Consider the following 23,349-nt stretch of genomic DNA (forward strand, 5'->3'; position numbering starts at 1 on the left):
CTGAGGTACCGGTCATGGTTTCGCAAGGATCCTGCCCGATTTCGGGCAGGACTCACAGGCGGGACCCAGGATCGGCTCATGAACGGGCCCGGGCCCCGGCTCATCGCCGGGGCCCGGGGTCGGCTCACAGGCGCTTGAGGACCGCCTGTTTGGCCAGGGTGAACTCCTCGTCCGTCAGCACCCCGGACCGGTGCAGTTCGCCCAGCTCCCGCAGCCGGCGCAGCAGGGCGTCGTGGCCGTCCTCGGCCGGGGCCGCCTGCGGCGGTGCGGCCTCCGGCTCCCGCGGGCGCTCGTCGGCGGGCGCGGACGGGTGCGGCAGACGGGCCTGGACGGCGGCGGCGACGAGCGCCATCAGCGGGTCCTTCTTGAAGCCCCACAGCTCCACCGAGTGCGGGTCGTACTTGGCGGGGGCCTTGGTGGGGGAGTGCCGCACGAGGAAGCGGATGTGGCCGTTCTCCAGTCCGACCGCCGGCTGCCACTCCACGCCGGTCAGGTCCGCCAGCGCGAGGGTGCGGGTGCCGGCGGCGGCCTTGGCGTCCTCCGTCTTCCAGTTCCACTCCAGCCGGACGCGCTCGCCGTCGAAGCTGACCGTGCCGTCCCCGGCGGAGACGGACAGCGGCACGGACGGGCCGGGCAGCAGGTACTCGGTGACCGGCTCGGCGGGGACCTGGTCCAGCAGCAGGGCGGTGCGGACCTCCTCCGCGAAGTACTCGGCGACGCCGTAGCGGTCGGAGTCGACGATCAGCTGGTAGGGATCGTGCGGCTCGGTGAGCCGGCCGCCGGCCGTGTGCAGCAGGGGATCGGCGCCGTCGCGCAGCCGCAGCCTGAGCCGTCCCGACTTCTTGCCCTGCTCGAACGATATCCCCGCCAACGCCCGCAGCGGCACCACCAGTTCACCCAGGGTCCTGCGCAGCAGTCCGACGTTCTTGTCCCGTCCGGGAGTCAGCCGCAGGGTGTCTCCGTCGAAGATCCAGGTGCCGTCCTTCTGGATGATTTCCGCCATGGGGGGATTGTTTCATTGGATCCGCGGGCCGGTGGGGCTGATCGCGCCCACGCGGCGGAGCCGCACATCGATACAACCCCGCGCCCCTAGGGGGTTTGCCCCGAGGGTGCTTTCAGTGACGGGCGCCCGGAGGACCGTACTCCGGGGCGCCCGTCCGTCTTCGGGTCAGAACCCCGCGATCGGGTTCCTCAGCGTGCCCACCAACTGGAGCGCGCCGGACGGGTCCGCCAGGTCGACCATCTGCCGGTTGTCGCGCAACTGGAGGCGGTTGAGACAGGACAGGGCGAACTCGGGGGCGAACATGTCGTACCGGGTGAACTTGTCGGCGAGTTCGGGGACCGACGCCTGGTACTCGCGGGTGATCTCCGCGACCGTGCCCCAGAAGACGCCCTCCGCCACGATGCCCTCCTCGGCGAGGTTCGCCGCGAGGAAGCGGAAGAAGCAGTCGAAGACGTCCGTGAAGACCGACAGGAGTTTCGTGTCCTCCGGGACCTCCACCCGGATGCGGGAGACCTCCGGCGGCAGTACCGCGTCCGGGTCCATCACCGCGATCTCCTCGGCGATGTCCTTGTAGATCGCCCGCTTCACCACCCCGTCCTCCAGGACGAGGATCACGTTCTCGCCGTGCGGCATGTACACCAGGTCGTAGGCGTAGAAGCTGTGCAGCAGCGGGACGTAGTACGCCCGCAGGTAGTGCCGCAGCCACTCGGCGGGGGCGAGCCCCGAGCGCTCGATCAGCGCGCCCGCGAAGGACCTCCCCTCGTGGTCGACGTGGACCAGGGAGGCCATGGTGGCGAGCGACTCGCCGTCCTCCAGGGACGGCACCGGGCTCTCCCGCCACAGCGCGGCCAGCATCTTCCGGTACGGCGAGTAGCGGTCCGTGGCCTGCTCGTACTCCAGGTGCCGGTAGCCCACGGCGGCCCGCTCCCGGATGATCGACAGCCCCGTCGCCTTCAGCACCGGGTCGCCGTCGATGAGCCGGGCCAGCCAGTCGTTGATCGCCGGGGTCGCCTCCATGTAGGCGGCGGACAGTCCGCGCATGAAGCCCATGTTGAGGACGGACAGGGCCGTCTTCACGTAGTGCTTCTCGGGGTGCGAGGTGTTGAAGAAGGTGCGGATGGACTGCTGGGCCAGGTACTCGTCGTCGCCCTCGCCCAGGCAGACCAGGTGCCCGCGCGCCACCTCGGCGGCGAAGGTGACGGAGAGCTTGTTCCACCACTGCCAGGGGTGGACGGGGACGAGGAGGTAGTCGTCGGGGTCGAGGCCCCGCCCGCGCAGGACGGCGTGGAAGCCCTCGACGGTCTCCTCGCCCAGCTCCTGCCGGATGAACGACTTGTACTCGATCCCCGCCCCGGCCGTGAACGCGGCCCGCGAGCGGTGCGCGGCCAGCCACACCAGCCTCACCGGGTTCGCCGTCTCCGGCGCGTACGCCAGATACTCGTGGACGCCGAAGCCGAGCCGCCCGTTGTTGGCGACGAAGCAGGGGTGGCCCTCGGTCATCCCGGTCTCGACGGCCTGGAAGCCGGCGTCGACCAGCTCGGCGACCGGTACCTGCGGCTTGGTGAGCTTGTAGCAGGTGCCGGAGAGGGTGGAGGAGATCTCCTCCAGGTACACCGGCAGGATCTCGTCGCTCAGGCCCAGCGACTTCCGCAGCTCGATGAAGAAGTCCAGGGCCGCGAGCTCGAGTTCGGTGTCGTCCCGGTGGCGGGTGATCGAGTCGGCGTCGATCACCCAGTGGTCCAGGGCGCGGAGCGTCGCCGTGAAGGCGTACCGGGTCAGGCCGTCGTCACTGCGGACGACGTACCCGCCGTCGTCGGTGGCCTCCGGCGTGACGAGCCGCTCGTGCGCGAACTCGGCGAGCGCCTTGCGGATCAGCAGGCGGTTGGCCCGCGCCCAGCGGTGGGGGGACAGGTGCGCCACGGCGTCGGACAGGGTCATACGGTTGCTCCTCGGGCGGCCTCGAACTGCGCGCGCGTGCAGAAGCTCAGCAGCGCGCGCTTCTCCGGCTTGTCGATCTCACGCTCGGGCACGAAGCCCACGGCCTCGTTGAGCGCGTGCACGGCCTTGTTGCTCACGTCCGGCTCGACCACCACCCGCCGGGTGGCCGGGTCGGCGAACAGCTCCTCCATCACGGCGGTGATGACGGCCCGGGTGAAGCCGTGCACCGGCCGGTCGGTGGGGGCGACCAGGAAGTGCATGCCGACGTCGCCGGGCTCGGGGTCGTACAGGCCGGTCAGTTCGACGTACCGGGGGTCGTACGTCTCCATCAGGAAGGCCGGTTCGCCGTCGTGCAGGCCCAGGTGGGCGTGGTGGTGCTCGTGGGCGGCGATGCGCAGGTACTCGCGCTCGACGTCCTGGAGTTTCGCGTCCTGCATCATCCAGAACGCCGCCTTGGGGTGGGTGACCCAGCGGTGCACCAGCTCGGCGTCCCGCAGCGGGTCCAGGGGGCGGACGGTGAACGTACCGATGCTCATACGGAGAACTCCTGGAACGCGATGGTCTTCTCGACGGGGTAGTACTCGGTGCCGAGCAGCTCGCGGATGATGGTCGCGTTCCGGTACGGGCCCATGCCCAGGTCGGGGCTGGTGACGCTGTGGGTGTGGACGCCGGCGTTCTGCAGGAAGATGCCGCGGCCGGTGACGTCGATGGCGTAGTCGCGGCTCACGTCGAAGCGGCCGTGCCCGTCGAAGCGGAGCCGGTCGCGGACGGGGTCGAGGAAGGCCGGCGGCTCGTAGTGGTAGCCGGTGGCCAGGACCAGGCCCTCGGTGCGGATCTCGAAGTCCTTGTCCTGCTCGTCCTGGTGGAAGCCGAGCGTGTAGCCGCCGTCCTCGTACCGGGCGGTGGTGAGTGAGGAGTTGGTGAGCAGCCGGGTGGGGACGCCGCGGCCGCCGCTCTCGACGTTCTTCTGGTACAGCAGGTCGAAGATCGCGTCGATCAGCTCCGAGTTGATGCCCTTGAAGAGGCCCTTCTGCTGCTTCTCCAGCCGGTAGCGGGTCTCCTCGGGCAGCGCGCGGAAGTAGTCGATGTAGTCCGGGGAGGTCATCTCCAGGGTCAGCTTGGTGTACTCCAGCGGGAAGAACCGCGGGGAGCGGGTGACCCAGTTGAGCCGGTAGCCGTGGACGTCCATTTCGGAGAGCAGCTCGTAGTAGATCTCGGCGGCGCTCTGCCCGCTGCCGACGACCGTGATCGACTCCTTGTTCAGCAGTTCCGCCTTGCGGTGCGTGTACTGCGCGGTGTGGAAGAGGCCGCCGTCCAGTCCGCGGCAGGGCTCCGGGACGAACGGCACGGTGCCGGTGCCGAGCACCAGGTGCCGGGCGCGGTACGTCCCGCCGTCCGCCGTCGCCACCGCGTACAGGCCGTCGCCCTCGTCGTACGTCACCTCGGTGACCGTGGTGCCGAAGCGGATGCTGCTCAGCTTCCCCGCGGCCCAGCGGCAGTAGTCGTCGTACTCGACGCGCAGCGGGTAGAAGTTCTCTCGTATGTAGAACGAGTACAGCCGCCCCTTCTCCTTCAGGTAGTTGAGGAAGGAGTACGGGGACGTCGGGTCGGCCAGGGTGACCAGGTCCGACATGAACGGGGTCTGCAGGTGGGCGCCGTCGAGGAACATGCCGGCGTGCCACTCGAAGTCCGGCTTGGACTCCAGGAAGACGCCGTTCAGCTCGTCGATGGGCTCGGTGAGGCAGGCGAGGCCGAGGTTGAAGGGGCCCAGGCCGATGCCCACGAAGTCGTGGACGGTGTCGGGGGCTTCAGGAAGCGCGGTCAAGGGACTCTCCCAGGTACTGCTCGGCGTGGCCGGCGATCAGATCGAGGACGGCGGCGATGTCGGAGGTGGTGGTCTCGGGGTTGAGCAGGGTGAACTTCAGGTAGTGGCGCCCGCCCACCTTGGTGCCCGCGACCACCGCGTCACCGGAGGCGAACAGGGCCTTGCGGGCGTAGAGGTTGGCGCGGTCGATCCCGGCGGGGTCGGTGACGGCGTCCGGGACGTAGCGGAAGACCAGGGTGGACAGGCTCGGCTCGACCACGACGTCGAAGCGGGGGTCGGCGGCCAGCATTCTCCAGCCCTCGGCGGCCAGGTCGCACACCTCGTCGAAGAGCTGCCCGATGCCGTCGGCGCCCATCACGCGCAGCGTCATCCACAGCTTGAGCGCGTCGAAGCGGCGGGTGGTCTGCAGGGACTTGTCCACCTGGTTGGGGATACGTTCCTGCACCATGCGGCGCGGGTTGAGGTACTCGGCGTGGTAGGTGGCGTGCCGCAGCGTGGCCGCGTCGCGCACCAGCACGGCCGACGAACTGACCGGCTGGAAGAAGGACTTGTGGTAGTCGACGGTGACGGAGTCGGCGTGCTCGATGCCGTCGATGCGGTCCCGGTGCTTCAGGGAGGCGAGCAGTCCGCAGCCGTAGGCGGCGTCGACGTGCATCCACACGCCGTACCGCTCGCACAGTCCGGCGATCTCCGGCAGCGGGTCGATGGAGCCGAAGTCGGTGGTGCCGGCGGTGGCGACGACGGCCATGGGGACCAGGCCCGCCTCGGCGCAGCGTTCCAGCTCGCGGGCGAGGGCGACGGTCCGCATGCGCTTGTCGTGGTCGACGGGGACGGACACGACGGCGTCGGGGCCGAGGCCGAGCAGTTTCGCGGACTTCTGCACGCTGAAGTGGCTGACCTCGGAGGCGAAGACGCGCAGTTTCGCCAGGTCGTCGGTCTTGGCCTCCTCGCGGGCCAGCAGCAGGGCCTGGAGGTTGGACTGGGTGCCGCCGGAGGTGAACACGCCGTCGGCGGCCGGGCCGAGGCCGATGCGGCCGGTCGTCCAGTCGATGAGCTTCCGCTCGATGAGGGTGCCGCCGGCCGACTGGTCCCAGGTGTCCAGGGAGGAGTTGACGGCGGAGAGCACGGCCTCGCCGAGCACGGCCGGGATGACGACCGGGCAGTTGAGGTGGGCGAGGTAGCGGGGGTGGTGGAAGTAGACGGCGTCCCGGAGGTAGACGTCCTCCAGTTCATCCAGCGCGGCGGTGGTGTCGTGCAGCGGCCGGTCGAGGTCGATGCGGTCGACGCGGGGGGAGAGCGCGTCGACGGTGACGCCGGTGAACGGCCGTTCGGTGGTGGCGAGTCTGGCCGCCACCCGCTCGACCCCTTCGGTCACGGAGCGGCGGTAGTGCTCCGCGGTGGTGCCGTTGAGCAGGTGCGAGCGCATGTGGGGGTCCTCCGGTGGGGACGGTCCGGGGCAGGGGAAAGCCGGCGGCGTGTTACTTAGGTTAGCCTAACCTAAGTAACACGCCGCGACACCGGACCCCGTCGTGACCGTGATCACTCCCGACTCGGGAGTGATCGGACATCACATCCGTTTTCGGCCGCCCTCGTTCGGGCGGTCAGGTGGTCAGCCGACCTTCTTGGCCTTCTCGATGGCCTCGGCGAGGTTGTCGAGGAGCGGCGTGCACTTGTCGTAGGACAGGATCGGCTCGGGGGAGCGGGCGATGACCTGGCCGGCCTTGACCGCGGGGAGCTTCTTCCAGGTCGCCTCGGTGATGTCGGCGGGCTGGATGGTCGAGGCGCGGTCGTCCATGATGATGACGTCGGCCGGGTACTTGTCGACGTTCTCCCAGCTCAGTGTCTCGAACCAGCCGCCGGTGTCCTTCTTCGCCTCCTCCGGGGGCTCCACCAGGTTCACGCCGAGGGCCTTGAAGTACTCCAGGTCGATGGAGTAGTTGGAGCCGGAGACGTAGAAGACGTCCTGCGCGGCGGAACCAGCCAGCACCCTGATCTCCGGGCGGGCCTTCGCGGCCTTGCGCAGCCGCTCGGCGGCGGCCTCGAACCTCTTCTTCGCCTCGACGACCTTCGTCGCCTTCATGTCGGCGCCCAGCGACTCGGCCAGCTCGGCCATGCGCTGCAGCGGCTTGGGCATCTGGAGGTCGTAGACGGAGATCGCGACGCTCGGGGCGAGCTTGGCGATCTTGTCCTTGGACGCCACCGGGACGTACCAGAGCGACCCGGCCGCGTCGAAGGTCGTGGTGATGAGCACCTCGGGCTGGAAGGCCGCGTACTGCTCGACGTTGAAGCTGTCGAACTTGTTGCCGAAGATCGTCAGCTTGCTGACGTCCATGTCGCCGGCCTGGACGTCGGCCTTGCCGTCCGTCGTCCTGGTCGGCCCGAAGACGCCCTTCACCTCGATGCCGTAGTCGAACAGCGCGGCGGCGACACCGGTGAACGCGACGATGTTCGTCGGCACCTTGTCGAGCTTCACGGTGGTACCGCGGTCGTCCTTGAAGGACCACGGGCCGGACTTGGAGGCGCCGGACCCCGTCGCGTCCGAGCCGCCGCTTTTCGCGTCGTCGTCCCCGCAGGCGGTGAGCACGGCGCCGAGTCCGAGGACGCCACCGGCGGCGAGCAGTCCCCGGCGGGAGAGGCGGGCGGTACTGGCGTTCGACATGGGCGGGTCTGCTTTCGTGCGTACGGAGCCGGCCTCGGCCGGAAACAGGCTTAGGTTAGCCTAACCTCATGATCTGTCCAGAGGGGGCTCCGTATGCATCCCCTCACACAGGAGAGGCGGTGTCCCGGTCCTTGCCGTAGCGGCGGAACGCGGAAGTGTCCACCGTCCAGGGGCCGAACGGGACCATGTCCCCGAAGATGTACGGGTCCTTGGCGCTGTAGCGGTTCCCGCACGGGACCGAGTGCACCTCGATCGTGCCGGTGCGTGGATCGACGATCATGTAGTGGGGGATGCCCATCGCGGGGTATTCGCAGAGCTTCTCGATGTAGTCGTTGTTCGGGTTGGACGGGGAAACGATCTCGACCACCGCCAGGACCTGCGTGGCGTCGACGGCGAGGCCTTCCTCGTCGAGGACGGACTCGGGGATGACGACGGCGTCCGGGCGGCGCATGCGGCCGATCGCGGGGTGCTCGATCTCCGGGCCGCTCTCGCAGATGTAGCCCGGGTGGGTCGCGGGAAGCTGCTCATCGAGCTGGTTGCGGATGCGCCGGACGGTGCCCTCGTGACGCTTCGAGGGGCACGTCATGGCCAGTATCGGACCTGACGGTCCGATCTCCACGCTCCAGGAACCTTCGAGCTGTTCGGCATGGGCCCCGAGCTGCTCGGCGATCGCGCGCATCTTCGCGTAGTCCATGGCTCCAGGGTACTGACGACTTCGTACAGTGTCCGCCCGCGTACGTCAAGTGATCAAGCTGGTGTCGGCCCCCTCGTCGACGGGGCGGCCGGCCCGCGTACCCACTGGACGCGGGCCGGAACCCGGGGATCAGCCCGCCAGCCCCAACTCCCGTGCGATCAGCATGCGCTGGACCTCGCTCGTGCCCTCGCCGATCTCCAGGATCTTGGAGTCGCGCCACATGCGGGCCACCGGGTACTCGTTCATGAAGCCGTACCCGCCGTGGATCTGCGTGGCGTCGCGGGCGTTGTCCACGGCGACCGTGGACGAGTACAGCTTCGCCAGCGCCGCCTCCTTCTTGAACGGCTCCCCGGCCACCAGCCGGCTGGCCGCGTCGCGCCAGGCGAGGCGGGCCGTGTGGGCCTTCATCTCCATGTCCGCGATCTTGAACTGGATCGCCTGGTTGGCGCCGATCGGCCTGCCGAAGGCGTGCCGCTCCCTGGCGTACTTCACCGACTCGTCCACACAGCCCTGCGCGAGCCCCGTGCCCAGCGCCGCGATGGCGATGCGGCCCTCGTCCAGGATGCGCAGGAACTGCGCGTACCCGCGGCCCTCTTCACCCAGCAGGTTCGCCGCCGGGACGCGCACGTCCTGGAAGGACAGCTCCCGCGTGTCCGAGGCGTTCCAGCCGACCTTCGAGTACGGGGCCGCCACCGTGAAGCCCGGCGTGCCCGACGGGACGATGATCGCCGAGATCAGCGGCCCCCCGTCGGGCTTGCGGCCCGTCACCGCCGTGACCGTGACCAGGCCCGTGATGTCCGTGCCCGAGTTGGTGATGAAGCACTTGGTGCCGTTGATCACCCACTCGTTCGTCGACTCGTCCAGCCGGGCCGTCGTACGGGTCGCGCCCGCGTCACTGCCGCCGTCCGGCTCCGTCAGGCCGAACGCGCCCAGGATCTCGCCCGAGCACAGCCGGGGCAGCCACGTGCGCTTCTGCTCCTCGGTGCCGAAGAGGTGCACCGGCATCGCGCCGAGCGAGACGCCCGCCTCCAGGGTGATCGCCACCGAGGAGTCCACCCGCGCCAGCTCCTCCAGGGCCACGCCGAGCGCGAAGTAGTCGCCGCCCATGCCGCCGTACTCCTCCGGGAACGGCAGCCCGAACAGGCCCATCCGGCCCATCTCCCGCACGATCTCGTACGGGAACTCGTGCCGCTCGTAGAAGTCGCCGATCTTCGGCGCCACCACGTCGTGCGCGAACTCCTCCACCGTGCGGCGGAGTTCTTCCAGTTCGGGGGAGAGCTTGTGGTCCATGTCGTTCACTGCTCCTGGTGGGAGAGGGCTCGTACGGTGCGGGACGGGCTGGGTCGGCCCAGGTGTGCGGCCATCCAGACGCTCGTGGCGACCAGACGGTCGAGATCGACCCCGGTGTCGATGCCGAGGCCCCGCAGCATCCACACGAGGTCCTCGGTGGCGAGATTGCCGGTGGCGGACTTCGCGTACGGGCAGCCGCCCAGTCCGCCGGCGGAGGCGTCGACCGTGGTGACGCCGTACTGGAGCGCGGCCAGCGTGTTGGCCAGGGCCTGGCCGTAGGTGTCGTGGAAGTGCACGGCCAGCGCGGACACCGGGACGTCCGCCTCGCCGAGCGCGGTGAGCAGGGCCGTTACATGGCCCGGGGTCGCCACCCCGATGGTGTCGCCCAGGCTCAGCTCGTCGCAGCCCATGTCGAGCAGGGCCCGGCACACCCGCACCACCTGGGGGACCGGGACCGCACCCTCCCACGGGTCGCCGAAGCACATCGACAGATAGCCGCGGACGTGGACGTCCTCCGCCTTCGCCCGCCGCACCACCGGCTCGAACATCGCCAGCGCCTCGTCCACCGTGCGGTTGAGATTGGCCCTGGCGAAGGACTCCGTGGCGCTGGCGAACACCGCGACCCGCCGGGCGCCCAGCGCCAGCGCGCGGTCCAGGCCGCGCTCGTTCGGCACCAGGACCGGCAGCGACACCGGCAGGTCGGACACCGCCGGGTACAGGTCCTCGGCGTCCGCGAGCTGGGGCACCCACTTCGGGTGCACGAAGCTCGTCGCCTCGATGGTGCTCAGACCGGTGCCGGCCAGGCGGCGGACGAACTCCGCCTTGACGGCCGTCGGCACGGTCGCCTTCTCGTTCTGCAGTCCGTCGCGCGCGCCCACCTCGTGGATGCGCACCCGCGCGGGCAGCCCCTCGGCCGGTACGACCATCGGCAGATCCAGTTCCGGGGCGTTCATGCCGTCTCCTCCTCCACCGGTGCGATGACCGCCAGCACCTGGTCCATCGCGACCGTCGTGCCCGGGGCCACGTCCAGTTCGGTGACCGTGCCGGCGTGCGGGGCGGAGATGACGTGCTCCATCTTCATCGCCTCCACCACCAGCAGGCTCTGGCCCGCCGCCACCTCGTCGCCGACGGCGACCTTCACCACCGTCACCGTGCCCGGCATCGGCGCGGTCAGCGAGTCGGCGCCCGCCTGACCCGCCCGGGTGAGGGAGGCGGCGACCGGGTCGTGGTCGCGCACGTGCCAGGCGTCGCCGTCCCGGCCGAGCCAGGTGCCGTCCGGCAGGGCGGCGAAGGTGTGGGTGACGCCGTCGAGCGCGCAGGTGAACCGGTGCCCGTCCAGCGGGCCCGCGGACCCCCGCACCGGGGTGCCGGCGCCCGGCAGCAGCAGTTCCGTCCCACCGTCCGCCGTGCCGCGCACGCGCACGGTCACCGGGTCGTGGCCCGCCACCCGTAGGTGGTGCGCCGTCCACGCCCGCTCGCCGCCCATGCGCCAGCCGTCGGCGGCGGCGAACGGGTCGGCCCAGCCGGATCCGCCGGCGGGCCGCCGGAGGGCGGCCTGGCGCAGCAGCGCCGCCGCCGCGTACGTCTCCGCCGGCACCCCGTCCGGTACGAGCCCGTCCACCTCGCGCTCCACCAGCCCGGTGTCCATGTCGCCGCTGACCACCGCCGGATGTGCGAGCAGCCGCCGCAGGAACCCGGCGTTGGTCTGCACGCCCAGCGTCACCGTCTCCGCCAGCGCCGCCCGGAGCCTGCGCAGCGCGGTCGCCCGGTCGGGGCCGTACGCGATTACCTTGGACAGCATCGGGTCGTAGAGGCTGCCCACCTCCGTGCCCTCGCTCAGCCCGGAGTCGGTGCGCACGCCGTCGCCCCGCGGTTCGCGGAGCCTCAGCACCGTGCCGCCGGAGGGGAGGAAGCCGCGCGCCGGGTCCTCCGCGCAGAGACGGGCCTCGACCGCGTGCCCGGTGAGCCGGACGTCGTCCTGACCGAACGGCAGCGGCTCGCCCGCCGCCACCCGCAGCTGCCACTCCACCAGGTCCAGCCCTGTGATCAGCTCGGTGACCGGGTGCTCCACCTGGAGGCGGGTGTTCATCTCCATGAAGCAGTACGACGACGGGTCGTCGCCCGGGACGATGAACTCCACCGTGCCCGCGCCCCGGTAGCCGCAGGAGCGGGCCGCCTGGACCGCCGCCTCGCCCATCGCGGCCCGGGTCTCCTCGTCGAGGAGCACGCTGGGCGCCTCCTCGATGATCTTCTGGTGGCGGCGCTGCAGGGAGCACTCGCGTTCACCCAGGTGGACGACGCCCCCGTGGCCGTCGGCCAGCACCTGGATCTCGATGTGCCGGGGCCGGTCGATCCACCGCTCGACGAGCAGCGTGTCGTCGCCGAAGGAGGCGCGGGCCTCGCGTCGCGCGGCGGCGATCTCGTCGGCCAGCTTCTCCGCGTCCCGCACCAGCCGCATGCCCTTGCCGCCGCCGCCCGCCGACGGCTTCAGCAGCACCGGCATGCCGATCTCCCGGGCGGCCTCGGCGAGCTGCCCGTCCGTGAGCCCGCCGCCGCTGGAGCCGGGCACCACCGGCACCCCGGCCGCCTTCACCGTCTCCTTCGCGCGGATCTTGTCGCCCATCAGGGCGATCGCGTCCGCCGGGGGCCCGATGAACACCAGCCCCGCCTCCTCGCACGCCCGCGCGAAGGCGGCGTTCTCGGCGAGGAAGCCGTATCCGGGGTGGACCGCCTGCGCGCCGGTGCGGGCGGCGGCCCACAGCAGCCGCTCCACCGACAGGTAGCTCTCCGAGGCCGGCGCCGGACCGATCCGTACCGCCGTGTCGGCCTCCCGCACGTGCCGGGCGTCGGCGTCCGCGTCGGAGTACACCGCCACCGAGCGCACGCCCATCGACCGCAGCGTGCGGATGACGCGCACCGCGATCTCGCCCCGGTTGGCCACCAGCACCGTCTCGAACATCTGATCTGTCATCGTCAGGGGTCCCCTCACATCCGGAAGACGCCGAACTGAGGGTCGCTCAGTGGCGCGTTGGCGCACGCGGTCAGGGCCAGGCCCAGCACCTGCCGGGTCTCCATCGGGTCGATCACGCCGTCGTCCCACAGGCGGGCCGTCGCGTAGTAGGCGTTCCCCTGACGCTCGTACTGCGCACGGATCGGGGCCTTGAAGGCGTCCTCGTCCGCCGCCGGCCACTCCTCGCCGCGCCCCTCCAGCTGGTCCCGCTTCACGGTCGCGAGGACGGAGGCGGCCTGCTCGCCGCCCATCACCGAGATCTTGGCGTTGGGCCACATCCACAGGAAGCGGGGGGAGTACGCCCGCCCGCACATCGAGTAGTTGCCCGCCCCGTACGACCCGCCGACCACCACCGTCAGCTTCGGCACGCGCGTGCAGGCGACCGCCGTGACCATCTTGGCGCCGTGCTTGGCGATGCCGCCCGCCTCGTAGTCCCGGCCGACCATGAAGCCCGAGATGTTCTGCAGGAACACCAGCGGGATGCCGCGCTGGTCGCACAACTCGATGAAGTGGGCGCCCTTCTGCGCGGACTCGGAGAACAGGATGCCGTTGTTGGCGACGATCCCCACCGGGTGGCCGTGGATCCGGGCGAAGCCGGTGACCAGGGTCTGCCCGAACTCCGACTTGAACTCGGCGAAACGGGAGCCGTCCACGACCCGCGCGATGATCTCGCGCACGTCGTAGGGCGTGCGGGAGTCGACCGGCACCGCGCCGTACAGTCCCGCCGGGTCCACCTTGGGCTCGACGGCCTGCTCCACCCCCCAGGGCAGGGCTCCCCGTGGGGGGAGCGTGGAGACGATGTTCCGCACGATCCGCAGCGCGTGCGCGTCGTCCTCCGCGAGGTGGTCGGTCACGCCCGACACCCGTGAGTGGACCTCGCCGCCGCCCAGCTCCTCCGCCGTGACCACCTCACCGGTGGCCGCCTTCACCAGCGGCGGACCGCCGAGGAAGATCGTGCCCTGACCGCGGACGATCACCGCCTCGTCGCTCATCGCCGGGACGTACGCCCCGCCCGCCGTGCACGAGCCGAGCACCGCCGCGATCTGCGGGATGCCGGCGCCGGACATCCGGGCCTGGTTGTAGAAGATCCGCCCGAAGTGGTCCCGGTCCGGGAACACCTCGTCCTGCATCGGCAGGAAGGCACCCCCCGAGTCCACCAGGTAGACGCAGGGCAGCCGGTTGTCGAGCGCCACCTCCTGCGCGCGCAGGTGCTTCTTCACCGTCATCGGGTAGTACGTGCCGCCCTTGACGGTGGCGTCGTTGGCCACGACCACGCACTCCCGGCCGGCCACCCGCCCGATCCCGGCGATCACGCCGGCCGCCGGGGCCTGCCCCTCGTACATCCCGTCGGCCGCCAACGGGGCCAGCTCCAGGAAGGGCGAGCCGGGGTCGAGGAGGGTGTCCACGCGCTCGCGCGGGAGCAGCTTGCCGCGCGCGGTGTGCCGCGCCCGCGCCCGCTCGCCACCGCCGAGCGCCGCCGCGGCCAGCTTGCCGCGCAGCTCCTCGACGAGGGCGCGGTGCGCCTCCTCGTTGGCCCGAAAGGCCTCCGACGCGGGATCGGCCGCGCTGTGAAGCTCCGGTGCCTCGTGCATCCTCGCGAGCCCCCTCACCTTGTTAATGAGCGTTAACGCATTTCCTTCAGGTTAACGACCGCTAACCGTGCTGTCTAGAATCGTCTTCATGGCCACCAGAACCGACGCCCCCACCCGCCGCGAGCAGATCCTCAAGGAGGCCGCGCGGCTCTTCGCCGAACGCGGCTTCCACGGCGTCGGGGTCGACGAGATAGGCGCCGCGGTCGGCATCAGCGGACCCGGTCTCTACCGGCACTTCGCGGGCAAGGACGCGATGCTCGCGGAGCTGCTGGTGGGGATCAGCGGCTCGCTGCTGACCGGCGCGAAGCGGCGCCTGGCGGAGGCCGACGGGACGGCGGCCCCCGAGGCGGTCCTCGACTCGCTGATCGAAGGGCACATCGACTTCGCGCTCGACGACCGCCCCCTCATCACCCTGCACGACCGTGAGCTGGACCGCCTCCGGGACAGCGACCGCAAGCTGGTGCGCCAGTTGCAGCGGCAGTACGTCGAGCTGTGGGTCGGGGTGGTGCGCGAGCTCTACCCGGAGCTGGCCGAACCGGCCGCCCGCTCGGCCGTCCACTCGGTGTTCGGCCTGCTCAACTCCACCCCCCACCTGACCCGCCCCGGCTCCCTGCCCGGCCGCGCCGGCACCGCCGAACTGCTGCACCGGATGGCCCGGGGCGCGTTCGCGGCGGCGGGCTCGCCCTGACCCCGGCGGAGTGACGAGCGTTACGGGGCCTCCGCTCTGGACGGCTGTGGATACTCGCCGGTACCTTTGCTCTGAGCAAGCGCTTAGACATGCCCAGGTCGCGGAGGTGGCGAACAGTGCGCCGTACGGTTTTCAACGAGGATCACGAGGCGTTCCGGGAGACCCTCCGCGCCTTCATCGAGGCCGAGGTCGTCCCCGTCTACGACGAGTGGTTCGCGGCGGGCCAGGCACCCCGCGACTTCTACTACAAGCTCGGTGAGCTGGGCATCTTCGGCATCAGCGTGCCCGAGGAGTTCGGCGGCGCCGGCATGGACACCCACAAGTTCGAGGCCGTCCTCTACGAGGAGACCGCCCGCGCGGGCGTCCAGTTCGGCGGCTCCGGCGTCCACGTGCTGCTCGCCCTGCCCTACATCAAGATGCTCGCCACCGACGAGCAGAAGAAGCGCTACCTGCCGAAGTTCGTCACCGGCGAGGAGATGTGGGCCATCGCGATGACCGAGCCGGGCACCGGCTCCGACCTCGCGGGCATGAAGACCACCGCCAAGCTCAGCGAGGACGGCACGCACTACGTCCTCAACGGCGCCAAGACCTTCATCACCGGCGGCGTCCACGCCGACAAGGTGATCGTCTGCGCCCGCACCGCCGCCCCGACGGCCGAGGACCGCCGCCACGGCATATCCCTCTTCGCCGTCGACACCAAGTCCGAGGGCTACTCGGTGGGCCGCAAGCTCGACAAGCTCGGCCTGAAGACCTCCGACACCGCCGAGCTGGCCTTCGTCGACGTCAAGGTCCCCGTCGAGGACCTGCTCGGCGAGGAGAACAAGGGCTTCTACTACCTCGGCCACAACCTGGCCTCCGAGCGCTGGGGCATCGCCTTCGGCGCCTACGCGCAGGCCAAGGCCGCCGTCCGGTTCGCCAAGCAGTACGTGCAGGAGCGCACCGTCTTCGGCAAGCCGGTCGCCCACTTCCAGAACACCAAGTTCGAGCTGGCCGCCTGCCAGGCCGAGGTGGACGCCGCCGAGGCCGTCGCCGACCGCGCCACCGAGGCCCTGGACGCCGGCGAGCTCACCCCCGCCGAGGCCGCCAGCGCCAAGCTGTTCTGCACCGAGGTAGCCCACCGCGTCATCGACCGCTGCCTCCAGCTGCACGGCGGCTACGGCTACATGAACGAGTACCCGATCGCCCGCCTGTACGCGGACAACCGCGTCAACCGCATCTACGGCGGCACCAGCGAGATCATGAAGACGATCATCGCCAAGGACATGGGCCTGTAAGCCCCCCGAAATCCCTGCCGTATACAACTGACCCCATGAGTCAGGCACTACAGGAACTCCTCGATCTGCTCGACCTCGAGCAGATCGAGGAGAACATCTTCCGCGGCAGCTCGCGCAGCGCCGTCGTCCCCCGCGTCTTCGGCGGGCAGGTCGCGGCGCAGGCGCTGGTCGCGGCCGGGCGGACCGTCCCCGAGGACCGGCCCGCCCACTCCCTGCACGCGTACTTCCTGCGCCCCGGCGACCCCGGCGCCCCGATCGTCTACACCGTCGACCGGATCCGCGACGGCCGCTCCTTCACCACCCGGCGGGTGGTCGCGGTCCAGCACGGAAAGCCGATCTTCCACCTCTCCGCGTCCTTCCAGACGTACGAGGAGGGCCTGGACCACCAGGCCCCGATGCCGCCGTCCCCCGACCCGGCCACGCTGCCCACCTCGCAGGAACGCCTGCGCGGCTACGCCCACCTCGACCCCGAGGTCGTGGAGCGCTTCCTGGAGGCCCGCGCCGCCGTCGACCTGCGCTACGTCGACGAGCCGCCCTACGGCCGGTTCGGTGAGCCCCGCGAACCCCACTCCCAGGTGTGGTTCCGCACCAACGGCAAGCTCGCCGACGACCCCCTGCTGCACGTCGTCCTCGCCACGTACGTCTCCGACATGACGCTCCTGGACTCCGTCCTCCTCGCCCACGGCCGCGGCGGCTGGGCCGTCGGCGACGTCGTCGGCGCCTCCCTGGACCACGCGATGTGGTTCCACCGCCCGTTCCGCGCCGACGAGTGGCTCCTGTACGACCAGCACTCCCCCTCGGCCCACGGCGGCCGGGGCCTGGGCCAGGCCCGCATCTACACCCAGGACGGCCGCCTCGCGGTCTCGGTCATCCAGGAGGGCGTGGTCCGCGTCCCGCGCCCCTGAGCCGGCTCCGGACGCCTTTTTCCTCTCCGTGCGGTACGGGCCGGAGGGCGGTTCGGGTGCCGTGCTTCCGGGCCGGTTCCGGGTGCTTTCCTGCTCTCCGGGCGGTTCGGGCCGGAGGGCGGTTCGGGTTCGGGTGCCTTCCTCCCCATCCACGCCGGACGGGTCGGACGGGCTGGACGGCGGTCCGGGTCCCGTGCCTCCGGGCCGGCCCCGGGCGCGCCCTCCCTCTCCACGGCGCACGGGCCTGACGGCTGTCCGCGTCCCGGCGGACCATTCCAGGCGATCGGTATCCGTGCTGGTCAGAGGACGTTCCAGCGTTCCGGCGTCCCGTGCTGGGCGTCCGGTGTGGCGAGCGGGACGGATCACGGCACAAGCTGCGGTCATCCCGGCAGCCCGCCGGCCGATCCACCTCGTCACACCACGGAGACCACCATGCGTGCTCGCTTCGCCACCCGCTCCGCCCGCCTCGCCCTGGCCGCCGTCGCCGCGCTCGCCCTCGGCGGCGCCGCCACCGCCACGGCCACCGCCGACAGCGGCAGCTCCACCACCCGGCCCTGCGCGACCAGCGACCTGAAGTTCAAGGTCACGTCCGAGACGCAGGCCGGCGGCTACTACCTGATCACCGCCAAGGCCAAGTCCGGCATCGTCTGCCACCTGGAGGGCGTGTTCCCCTCCGCCTCCTTCGGCTCCTCCCCCGACACCGAGGTCTCGCCCGCCGAGCAGAGCGCCGGCGACGACATCGTCCTCGGCGGCTCCACCGCCGCCTACGCCGGCATCAGCCCCAAGAGCACCAACAACAACGACGGCGTCCAGTTCGACCGGCTCCACCTCTCGGTCGCCGGCGACGAGGAGAACTCCGTCACGCTCCGCCTCCCCGACACCGCCACCGTCGACCGGCCCGTCGCCACCAACTGGCACGCCGACCCCGCCGACGCCGTCCCGTTCATCGGCTGAACCGGCGTCCACCGGCTGCCCCCGCCGGCCGGGCGTGTGCCCCGCGCCCGGCCGGCGAGGGCGTTCTCACCGGGCCAGTCCGGCCTCCGCCAGCAGGTACGCCGTCATCGGGTCGTAGTGGCGGGGGCTGGTGACGTGGTCGTCGAGGGGGACCGTGACCTGGACGGTGCCCTCCGCCTCGGCGACGAACAGGGCCGGGTCGTTGCAGTCGGCGTAGCCGACGGAGTCGACGCCGTACTGTCCTGCCGCACCCGCCCAGCCGTGGTCGGCGACGACCAGGTCCGGCAGCGGGCGGCCCTCGCGCTCCAGGGCGGTCAGGATGGTCTTCATCGGCTCGCCGGAGTGGGTGTGCCACAACGTCGCGCCGTGCTCCAGCACCGCCACGTCCGCGAACTGCATCACGTAACCCTCGTCCGTCGTCAGCCCGTCCGGGATGACGACGATCTCGCAGCCGGCGGCCCGCAGCGCGGCGGCCGTCGCACGGTGCACGTCCAGCAGTCCGCCCGGGTGACCGGTCGCGAACAGCACCCGCTGCTGCCCGTCCGCCGCCTTGCGCAGCCGCCCGGCCATGCGCTCCAGCCCGGCCACGGTCAGCTCCGGGTCGATGGTGTCCTGCCCGTACCGGTACTCGGGGTCGTCGTTGACGCCGACCCGCTCCGCCATCACCGCGAGCACGTCCTGCTCGTCGGTCCAGCGGTCGCCGAGCTCCAGACCGAGCCAGAAGTGGCGGTCGCCGTTCGCCAGCTTGCGGTAGTGGGAGAGGTTGTTCTCGCGCGGCGTGGCGACATCGCCCGCGATGCGTGTGGCGACCAGGTGCTCGACGAGTTCGGCGCGGCTGGGTGTCCCGGGTATCGGCATGCCCACCATTGTGGAGCAGCGCCCTGTGGGCGTCTCCGGCGTATCGCCTCCTGGGATGTGCGTCACGTACTCAGCCGACTCCGTACGGCTACTCAGGCCCTCACGTCCGCCGCAGCGCGAACCACAGTTCCATCCGTACGTCCGGGTCGTCCAGGTCCGCCTCCAGCAGCGCCGCGCACCGCGCGATCCGCTGCCGCACGGTGTTGCGGTGCACGGAGAGCGCCACCGCCGTACGGTCCCAACTGCCGTGCAGGGAGAGCCAGGTGCGCAGGGTGTCCGTGAGGGCGGGAGCGGCCGCTATCGGCGCGAGCAGCGACCGGGCGTGGGCGTCCGCGTCACGCGGCGGGACGAGGTCGGCGAGGGCGGGGCGGTCGCCGTGCCGGAGCAGCGGGACGCGGGTGGCGCGGGCCCGGGCCAGGGCGCGGGCGGCCCCGGTGTCGGCGTCCGGCCAGTCGGGCGGGGCGGCGGCCGCGCTGACGCCGAGGGTCCAGCCCGGCAGCGGCTCCACGGGCCGGTCGGCCGGTACCAGGACCCGTACGACCTCGCCCGCCGGGTCCACGAGGGACGAACCGAGTGCGGCGCCGAGCGCGGCGGCGGACACGGGGTCGGGGGCGGCCCGCCCGTCCGGTTCGGCGTGCACCACCCGCCAGTGCCCTCCGCCGAGGAGCGGTGTCACGTCCTCGGGCGGGGCGCCCAGCAGGAGCCGTACGAGGGCGGAGGAGTGGGCCGTGCCGGTGCCGCTTTGCCGGCGGCCGGTGAGGAGGGTGAGCAGGGCGGCCGCGACGGAGGTGATGGTGTGGTCGCCGGGGGTGCGGTGGGGGGTGGCCACGCCGAGTACGTACCCCTGTCCGGGGCCGAGGGCGTAGGCGGTGAGGTGGGTGCCGTTGACTGTGTCACTGGCGGAGGCGGGGGTGGGGGTGGGTGCCGCTTGTCGGTGCTTGCCGGGGATGGGTTTCACTGACCGGCGTTCGCCGGATGCCTCCCCCACTCTCGGCTTCGCTCGAGCGGGGGGACCCCCATCGCCCACCCGTGCCGCCCCAGCGGCACGACTGCCCGCAGCTACGTTGGCCTGGCTGCCTGTGGCTGTGGCTGTGGCTGTGGTGGTGTGGTTGTTCGTGGTCGGGTGGGGGCGGAGCCGCTTGGTCAGGGCGGACAGGGACTGTCTTGTTCCGGGGGGTGGGGCGGTGCCCGCGGTGGCGAGTTCGGTGGCGTCGGGGGCGAAGAGGACGGCCCAGCCGCCGGTCCGCCGGGCCAGCTGGTGGAGTACCGGCCGGACCGGGTCCGGGCGGGCCGCCGCGGTGGCGAGGCTCTGCTGGGCCTCCGTGACCCGGCGCAGCTCCGCCAGACGGGCCTGCGCCATCAACTGCCAGACCGCCCGCGCCACCCCCGAGAACGTGGTCCGCGGCGGCACCTCCAGCAACGGCAGCCCGTGCATCTCGCAGGCCTCCACCAGCGCCCCCGGCACCGCGTCGTGGACCGGCGCCAGACCGAAACCGAGCGCCGCCCCGCCCGCCGCCACGATCCTGGAGACATAGGCGTCGAAATACCCCGCGCCCGCCCCCTCCGGGATGTGCACCCCCGCCGACAGCAGCAGCTCCCCGCCCAGCAGATACGGGTACGGGTCCGCCATCTCCGAGGCGTGCGCCCAGTGCACGACGGTGCCGGGGTCGTCGGGCCCCGCGATCCGGCGCAGGCCGAGGTCCGCGCGGGCCAGCAGGGCCTCCAGGGGCACGGGCGGCGTGGGCGGGACCATGGGGTCCGGCATGGTGGACGTTTCCTCCGTCCTGTGCGGACGATATGGAGGAAACGTACACTTCGCAGTCGCTTCCCGGCCACCTAGGGTCGAGGTGACCGGCAGTGCGCGAAGAAGGCCCCGCACGGCAGTCGGCCGTCAGGGTCCCCGCCGCCCAGTAGAGTCATCAGGGTGGGCAGCGCATACGCGACGAAGCGTAGGAAAGAAGGCAGTACCCCGTGAGCAGCAACGAGACGCCCCGCGGCCCCGTCGACTCGTCCCGCGTCCCGCGGTACGCCGGCCCCGCGACCTTCGCCCGGCTGCCCCGCCTCGACGAGGTCGGCCGCGCCGACGTCGCCGTGGTGGGCGTGCCCTTCGACTCGGGCGTCTCCTACCGGCCGGGCGCCCGCTTCGGCGGCAACGCCATCCGCGAGGCATCCCGGCTGCTGCGCCCCTACAACCCCGCGCAGGACGCCTCCCCCTTCGCCCTCGCCCAGGTCGCGGACGGCGGTGACATCGCCGTGAACCCCTTCGACATCAACGAGGCCGTGGAGACGGTCGAGGCCGCCGCCGACGACCTCCTCGGCACCGGCGCCCGCCTGATGACCCTGGGCGGCGACCACACCATCGCCCTGCCGCTGCTCCGCTCCGTCGCCAGGAAGCACGGCCCCGTGGCCCTGCTCCACTTCGACGCCCACCTCGACACCTGGGACACCTACTTCGGCGCCGAGTACACCCACGGCACCCCCTTCCGCCGCGCGGTCGAGGAGGGCATCCTCGACACCTCCGCCCTCTCCCACGTCGGCACCCGCGGCCCGCTCTACGGCAAGCAGGACCTCACCGACGACGAGAAGATGGGCTTCGGCATCGTCACCTCCGCGGACGTCTACCGCCGGGGCGCCGACGAGGTCGCCGACCAGCTGCGCCAGCGCATCGGCGACCGCCCGCTGTACATCTCCGTCGACATCGACTGCCTCGACCCGGCCCACGCCCCCGGCACCGGCACCCCCGAGGCCGGCGGCATGACCTCCCGCGAGCTCCTGGAGATCCTGCGCGGACTGGCCTCCTGCAACCTGGTCTCGGCCGACGTCGTCGAGGTGGCCCCCGCGTACGATCACGCCGAGATCACCTCGGTCGCCGCGTCCCACACGGCGTACGAGCTGACCACGATCATGTCCCGCCGGATCGCGGAGGCCCGCGCACAGTGACCCACGACCACGACCTGGTGCTCCGCCCGACCGCCGCCCAGACGGAGGCCGCGCTGAACCCTCCCCCCGGCCGCAACGGCGGAGACCTGGTCGTGGAGACCCTGGCCGGGCTCGGCGCGACCACCGTCTTCGGCCTGCCCGGCCAGCACGCCCTCGGCGTGTTCGACGCCCTGCGCCGCTCCGACCTGCGGTACATCGGCCTGCGGGTGGAGAACAACGCCGGGTTCGCGGCGGACGCGTACGGCCGGATCACCGGTGAGGCCGCCCCGCTGCTGCTGTCGACCGGCCCGGGAGCCCTCACCTCGCTGGCCGCGCTCCAGGAGGCGGCCGCCGCCTCCGCCCCCGTGCTGGCGATCTGCAGCCAGGTCCCGACGCCGGGGCTCGGCGGTGGCCGCCACGGCTACCTGCACGAACTCCCCGACCAGGCGGCCTCGTTCCGCGGCGTGGTCAAGTCCGTCCACACGGCCCGTACGCAGTCCCAGATCCCGTCCGCGATCGCGGAGGCCTGGAAGTCGGCACTGACCGTCCCGCACGGGCCGGTGTGGGTGGAGATCCCGCAGGACGTCCTGCTCGCGGAGACCGCCCTGCCGGTGGTGACGGCGATGGACGCCACCCCCGACGAGCTGCCCCCGCGCCCCGAACTCACCGCGCTCGCCGCCCGTCTGCTGGCGAACGCCGCCCGTCCCGCGATCATCGCGGGTGGGGGCGTGGTCCGCTCGGACGCCTCCGGCAAGCTGAGGCAGCTTGCCGAGCGGATCCAGGCGCCCGTGGTCACCACCCCCGGCGGCAAGGGCGCCTTCCCCTGGACGCACCCGCTGTCGCTGCAGTCCTGGCTGGAGGACCGCCACACCACCGACTTCCTTCAGGACGCGGACGTCCTGCTGGTCGTCGGCTCCGGCCTCGGCGAACTCTCCTCCAACTACCACACGTTCGAGCCGCGCGGCCGGGTCGTCCAGATCGAGGCCGACCTCGGCAAACTGGAGTCCAACCACCCGGCCCTCGGCATCCACGCCGACGCCCGCCTCGCCCTCCAGGCGCTGCTGGAGACGGTGGAGGCCCGCGAGGACGCGACCGCGCCCGAGCGCGTACGGGGAGTGCTGGACCGCGTCCGCGAGCGCCTCGCCGCCCAGGAACTCGCCCTGGAACAGCAGGTGCTGACGGCGGTCCGCCGCGCCCTGCCCACCGGATCGCCGTCCTTCTGGGACATGACGATCCTGACGTACTGGGCCTGGTCCGCGTTCGACGCCATGGGCCCCAACCACCTGCACTCCGCGCAGGGCGCCGGCGGCCTGGGCTACGGCTTCCCGGCCGCCCTGGGCGCGGCGGTCGCCGACCCCACCCGCCCGGTCCTCGCGGTCTCCGGGGACGGTGGCGCCCTGTACTCCGTCGCCGAGCTGGCCACGGCCCGCCAGCACGACCTCGACGTCACCTGGTTGATCGTCGACGACGGCGGCTACGGCATCCTCCGCGAGTACATGACCGACGCCTTCGGCGAGCCCACGGCGACGGAACTCACCCGCCCCGACTACGTGGCCCTGGCGGAGTCCTTCGGCGTCCCCGGCCTGCGGACCAGCCCCGAAACCCTGGAACAGGACCTCGCGAAGGCCCTGACGACACCGGGCCCGGCGGTGGTCGTCCTCCCCGCCGTGCTGCGGATGTTCGCCCCGACCCACATGAAGTGACCCTCACCCGGAGCGACCGGCGAGGCCCGTCCCGGGC

The 23,349-nt window shown here is 71.7% G+C and carries 19 protein-coding genes; 6 read left to right on the plus strand and 13 right to left on the minus strand.

Annotated elements, in window-relative coordinates; all coding sequences use genetic code 11:
- Nucleotides 1-124: 124 nt before the first annotated feature.
- The 11 genes from ACH5AO_RS03990 to ACH5AO_RS04040 form a co-directional block, all read right to left on the minus strand.
- Entirely contained in the window at nucleotides 125-1,003 is an 879-nt protein-coding gene (locus ACH5AO_RS03990; protein ID WP_398921498.1) for a DUF4429 domain-containing protein, read from the minus strand.
- A gap of 165 nt (nucleotides 1,004-1,168) precedes the next feature.
- A complete protein-coding gene (locus ACH5AO_RS03995; RefSeq protein WP_398921499.1) occupies nucleotides 1,169-2,941 on the minus strand; it encodes an IucA/IucC family protein in 1,773 nt (590 codons plus the stop codon).
- Nucleotides 2,938-3,477: a GNAT family N-acetyltransferase gene (locus ACH5AO_RS04000; protein WP_398921501.1), complete on the minus strand. Its 540-nt coding sequence runs from the start codon at nucleotides 3,475-3,477 to the stop codon at nucleotides 2,938-2,940. The genes ACH5AO_RS03995 and ACH5AO_RS04000 overlap by 4 nt, the downstream gene beginning before the upstream one ends.
- Complete coding sequence (locus ACH5AO_RS04005; RefSeq protein WP_398921503.1) at nucleotides 3,474-4,766, minus strand: lysine N(6)-hydroxylase/L-ornithine N(5)-oxygenase family protein; 1,293 nt, start codon at nucleotides 4,764-4,766, stop codon at nucleotides 3,474-3,476. Before ACH5AO_RS04005 ends, ACH5AO_RS04000 begins: the two co-directional genes overlap by 4 nt.
- Nucleotides 4,750-6,192 (minus strand): lysine decarboxylase DesA, encoded by a 1,443-nt coding sequence (gene desA, locus ACH5AO_RS04010; RefSeq protein ID WP_398921505.1) that lies wholly within the window; start codon nucleotides 6,190-6,192, stop codon nucleotides 4,750-4,752. The genes ACH5AO_RS04005 and desA overlap by 17 nt, the downstream gene beginning before the upstream one ends.
- Before the next feature lie 183 nt (nucleotides 6,193-6,375).
- On the minus strand, nucleotides 6,376-7,425 hold the full coding sequence (locus ACH5AO_RS04015) for an ABC transporter substrate-binding protein (protein WP_398921508.1): 1,050 nt from the start codon (nucleotides 7,423-7,425) through the stop codon (nucleotides 6,376-6,378).
- A gap of 103 nt (nucleotides 7,426-7,528) precedes the next feature.
- A complete protein-coding gene (locus ACH5AO_RS04020) occupies nucleotides 7,529-8,119 on the minus strand; it encodes a Uma2 family endonuclease (protein WP_398921511.1) in 591 nt (196 codons plus the stop codon).
- A gap of 129 nt (nucleotides 8,120-8,248) precedes the next feature.
- Nucleotides 8,249-9,409 (minus strand): acyl-CoA dehydrogenase family protein, encoded by a 1,161-nt coding sequence (locus ACH5AO_RS04025; RefSeq protein ID WP_398921514.1) that lies wholly within the window; start codon nucleotides 9,407-9,409, stop codon nucleotides 8,249-8,251.
- 5 nt (nucleotides 9,410-9,414) lie between these two features.
- Nucleotides 9,415-10,362, minus strand: coding sequence for a hydroxymethylglutaryl-CoA lyase (locus tag ACH5AO_RS04030; RefSeq protein ID WP_398921516.1), 948 nt, complete (start codon nucleotides 10,360-10,362; stop codon nucleotides 9,415-9,417).
- The gene (locus tag ACH5AO_RS04035) at nucleotides 10,359-12,368 is read right to left on the minus strand and encodes an acetyl/propionyl/methylcrotonyl-CoA carboxylase subunit alpha (protein ID WP_398921994.1); all 2,010 of its coding nucleotides are present in this window, start codon (nucleotides 12,366-12,368) and stop codon (nucleotides 10,359-10,361) included. The genes ACH5AO_RS04030 and ACH5AO_RS04035 overlap by 4 nt, the downstream gene beginning before the upstream one ends.
- A gap of 26 nt (nucleotides 12,369-12,394) precedes the next feature.
- Complete coding sequence (locus ACH5AO_RS04040) at nucleotides 12,395-14,011, minus strand: carboxyl transferase domain-containing protein (protein ID WP_398921517.1); 1,617 nt, start codon at nucleotides 14,009-14,011, stop codon at nucleotides 12,395-12,397.
- A gap of 88 nt (nucleotides 14,012-14,099) precedes the next feature.
- On the opposite strand from ACH5AO_RS04040, the gene ACH5AO_RS04045 reads away from it, so the two are divergent.
- The 4 genes from ACH5AO_RS04045 to ACH5AO_RS04060 all read left to right on the plus strand — a co-directional run bounded on the left by ACH5AO_RS04045 (nucleotide 14,100) and on the right by ACH5AO_RS04060 (nucleotide 17,832).
- Nucleotides 14,100-14,699, plus strand: coding sequence for a TetR/AcrR family transcriptional regulator (locus ACH5AO_RS04045; protein WP_398921519.1), 600 nt, complete (start codon nucleotides 14,100-14,102; stop codon nucleotides 14,697-14,699).
- A 116-nt stretch (nucleotides 14,700-14,815) separates the two neighbouring features.
- Complete coding sequence (locus tag ACH5AO_RS04050; RefSeq protein ID WP_398921522.1) at nucleotides 14,816-15,973, plus strand: acyl-CoA dehydrogenase family protein; 1,158 nt, start codon at nucleotides 14,816-14,818, stop codon at nucleotides 15,971-15,973.
- Between the two features lie 35 nt (nucleotides 15,974-16,008).
- Complete coding sequence (gene tesB / locus ACH5AO_RS04055; protein WP_398921524.1) at nucleotides 16,009-16,878, plus strand: acyl-CoA thioesterase II; 870 nt, start codon at nucleotides 16,009-16,011, stop codon at nucleotides 16,876-16,878.
- Between the two features lie 432 nt (nucleotides 16,879-17,310).
- A complete protein-coding gene (locus ACH5AO_RS04060; protein ID WP_398921526.1) occupies nucleotides 17,311-17,832 on the plus strand; it encodes a DUF4232 domain-containing protein in 522 nt (173 codons plus the stop codon).
- Between the two features lie 66 nt (nucleotides 17,833-17,898).
- On the opposite strand, the gene ACH5AO_RS04065 is transcribed toward ACH5AO_RS04060, so the two are convergent.
- Nucleotides 17,899-18,690, minus strand: a complete 792-nt coding sequence (locus ACH5AO_RS04065; protein WP_398921529.1) for a phosphatase — start codon at nucleotides 18,688-18,690, stop codon at nucleotides 17,899-17,901.
- 100 nt (nucleotides 18,691-18,790) lie between these two features.
- The gene (locus ACH5AO_RS04070) at nucleotides 18,791-20,455 is read right to left on the minus strand and encodes a helix-turn-helix domain-containing protein (RefSeq protein ID WP_398921531.1); all 1,665 of its coding nucleotides are present in this window, start codon (nucleotides 20,453-20,455) and stop codon (nucleotides 18,791-18,793) included.
- Between the two features lie 206 nt (nucleotides 20,456-20,661).
- Here ACH5AO_RS04070 and speB point away from each other — a divergent pair, with 206 nt between their 5' ends.
- Together speB and ACH5AO_RS04080 are read left to right on the plus strand one after the other, a co-directional pair.
- Nucleotides 20,662-21,630 (plus strand): agmatinase, encoded by a 969-nt coding sequence (gene speB, locus ACH5AO_RS04075; protein ID WP_398921533.1) that lies wholly within the window; start codon nucleotides 20,662-20,664, stop codon nucleotides 21,628-21,630.
- Nucleotides 21,627-23,312 carry a thiamine pyrophosphate-binding protein gene (locus ACH5AO_RS04080; protein WP_398921535.1) on the plus strand — a complete coding sequence of 562 codons (1,686 nt, stop codon included), beginning with the start codon at nucleotides 21,627-21,629 and terminating at the stop codon, nucleotides 23,310-23,312. Before speB ends, ACH5AO_RS04080 begins: the two co-directional genes overlap by 4 nt.
- Nucleotides 23,313-23,349: the final 37 nt, after the last annotated feature.

This window comes from Streptomyces sp. NPDC018964, assembly GCF_044390325.1.
Taxonomy (GTDB): Bacteria; Actinomycetota; Actinomycetes; order Streptomycetales; family Streptomycetaceae; genus Streptomyces.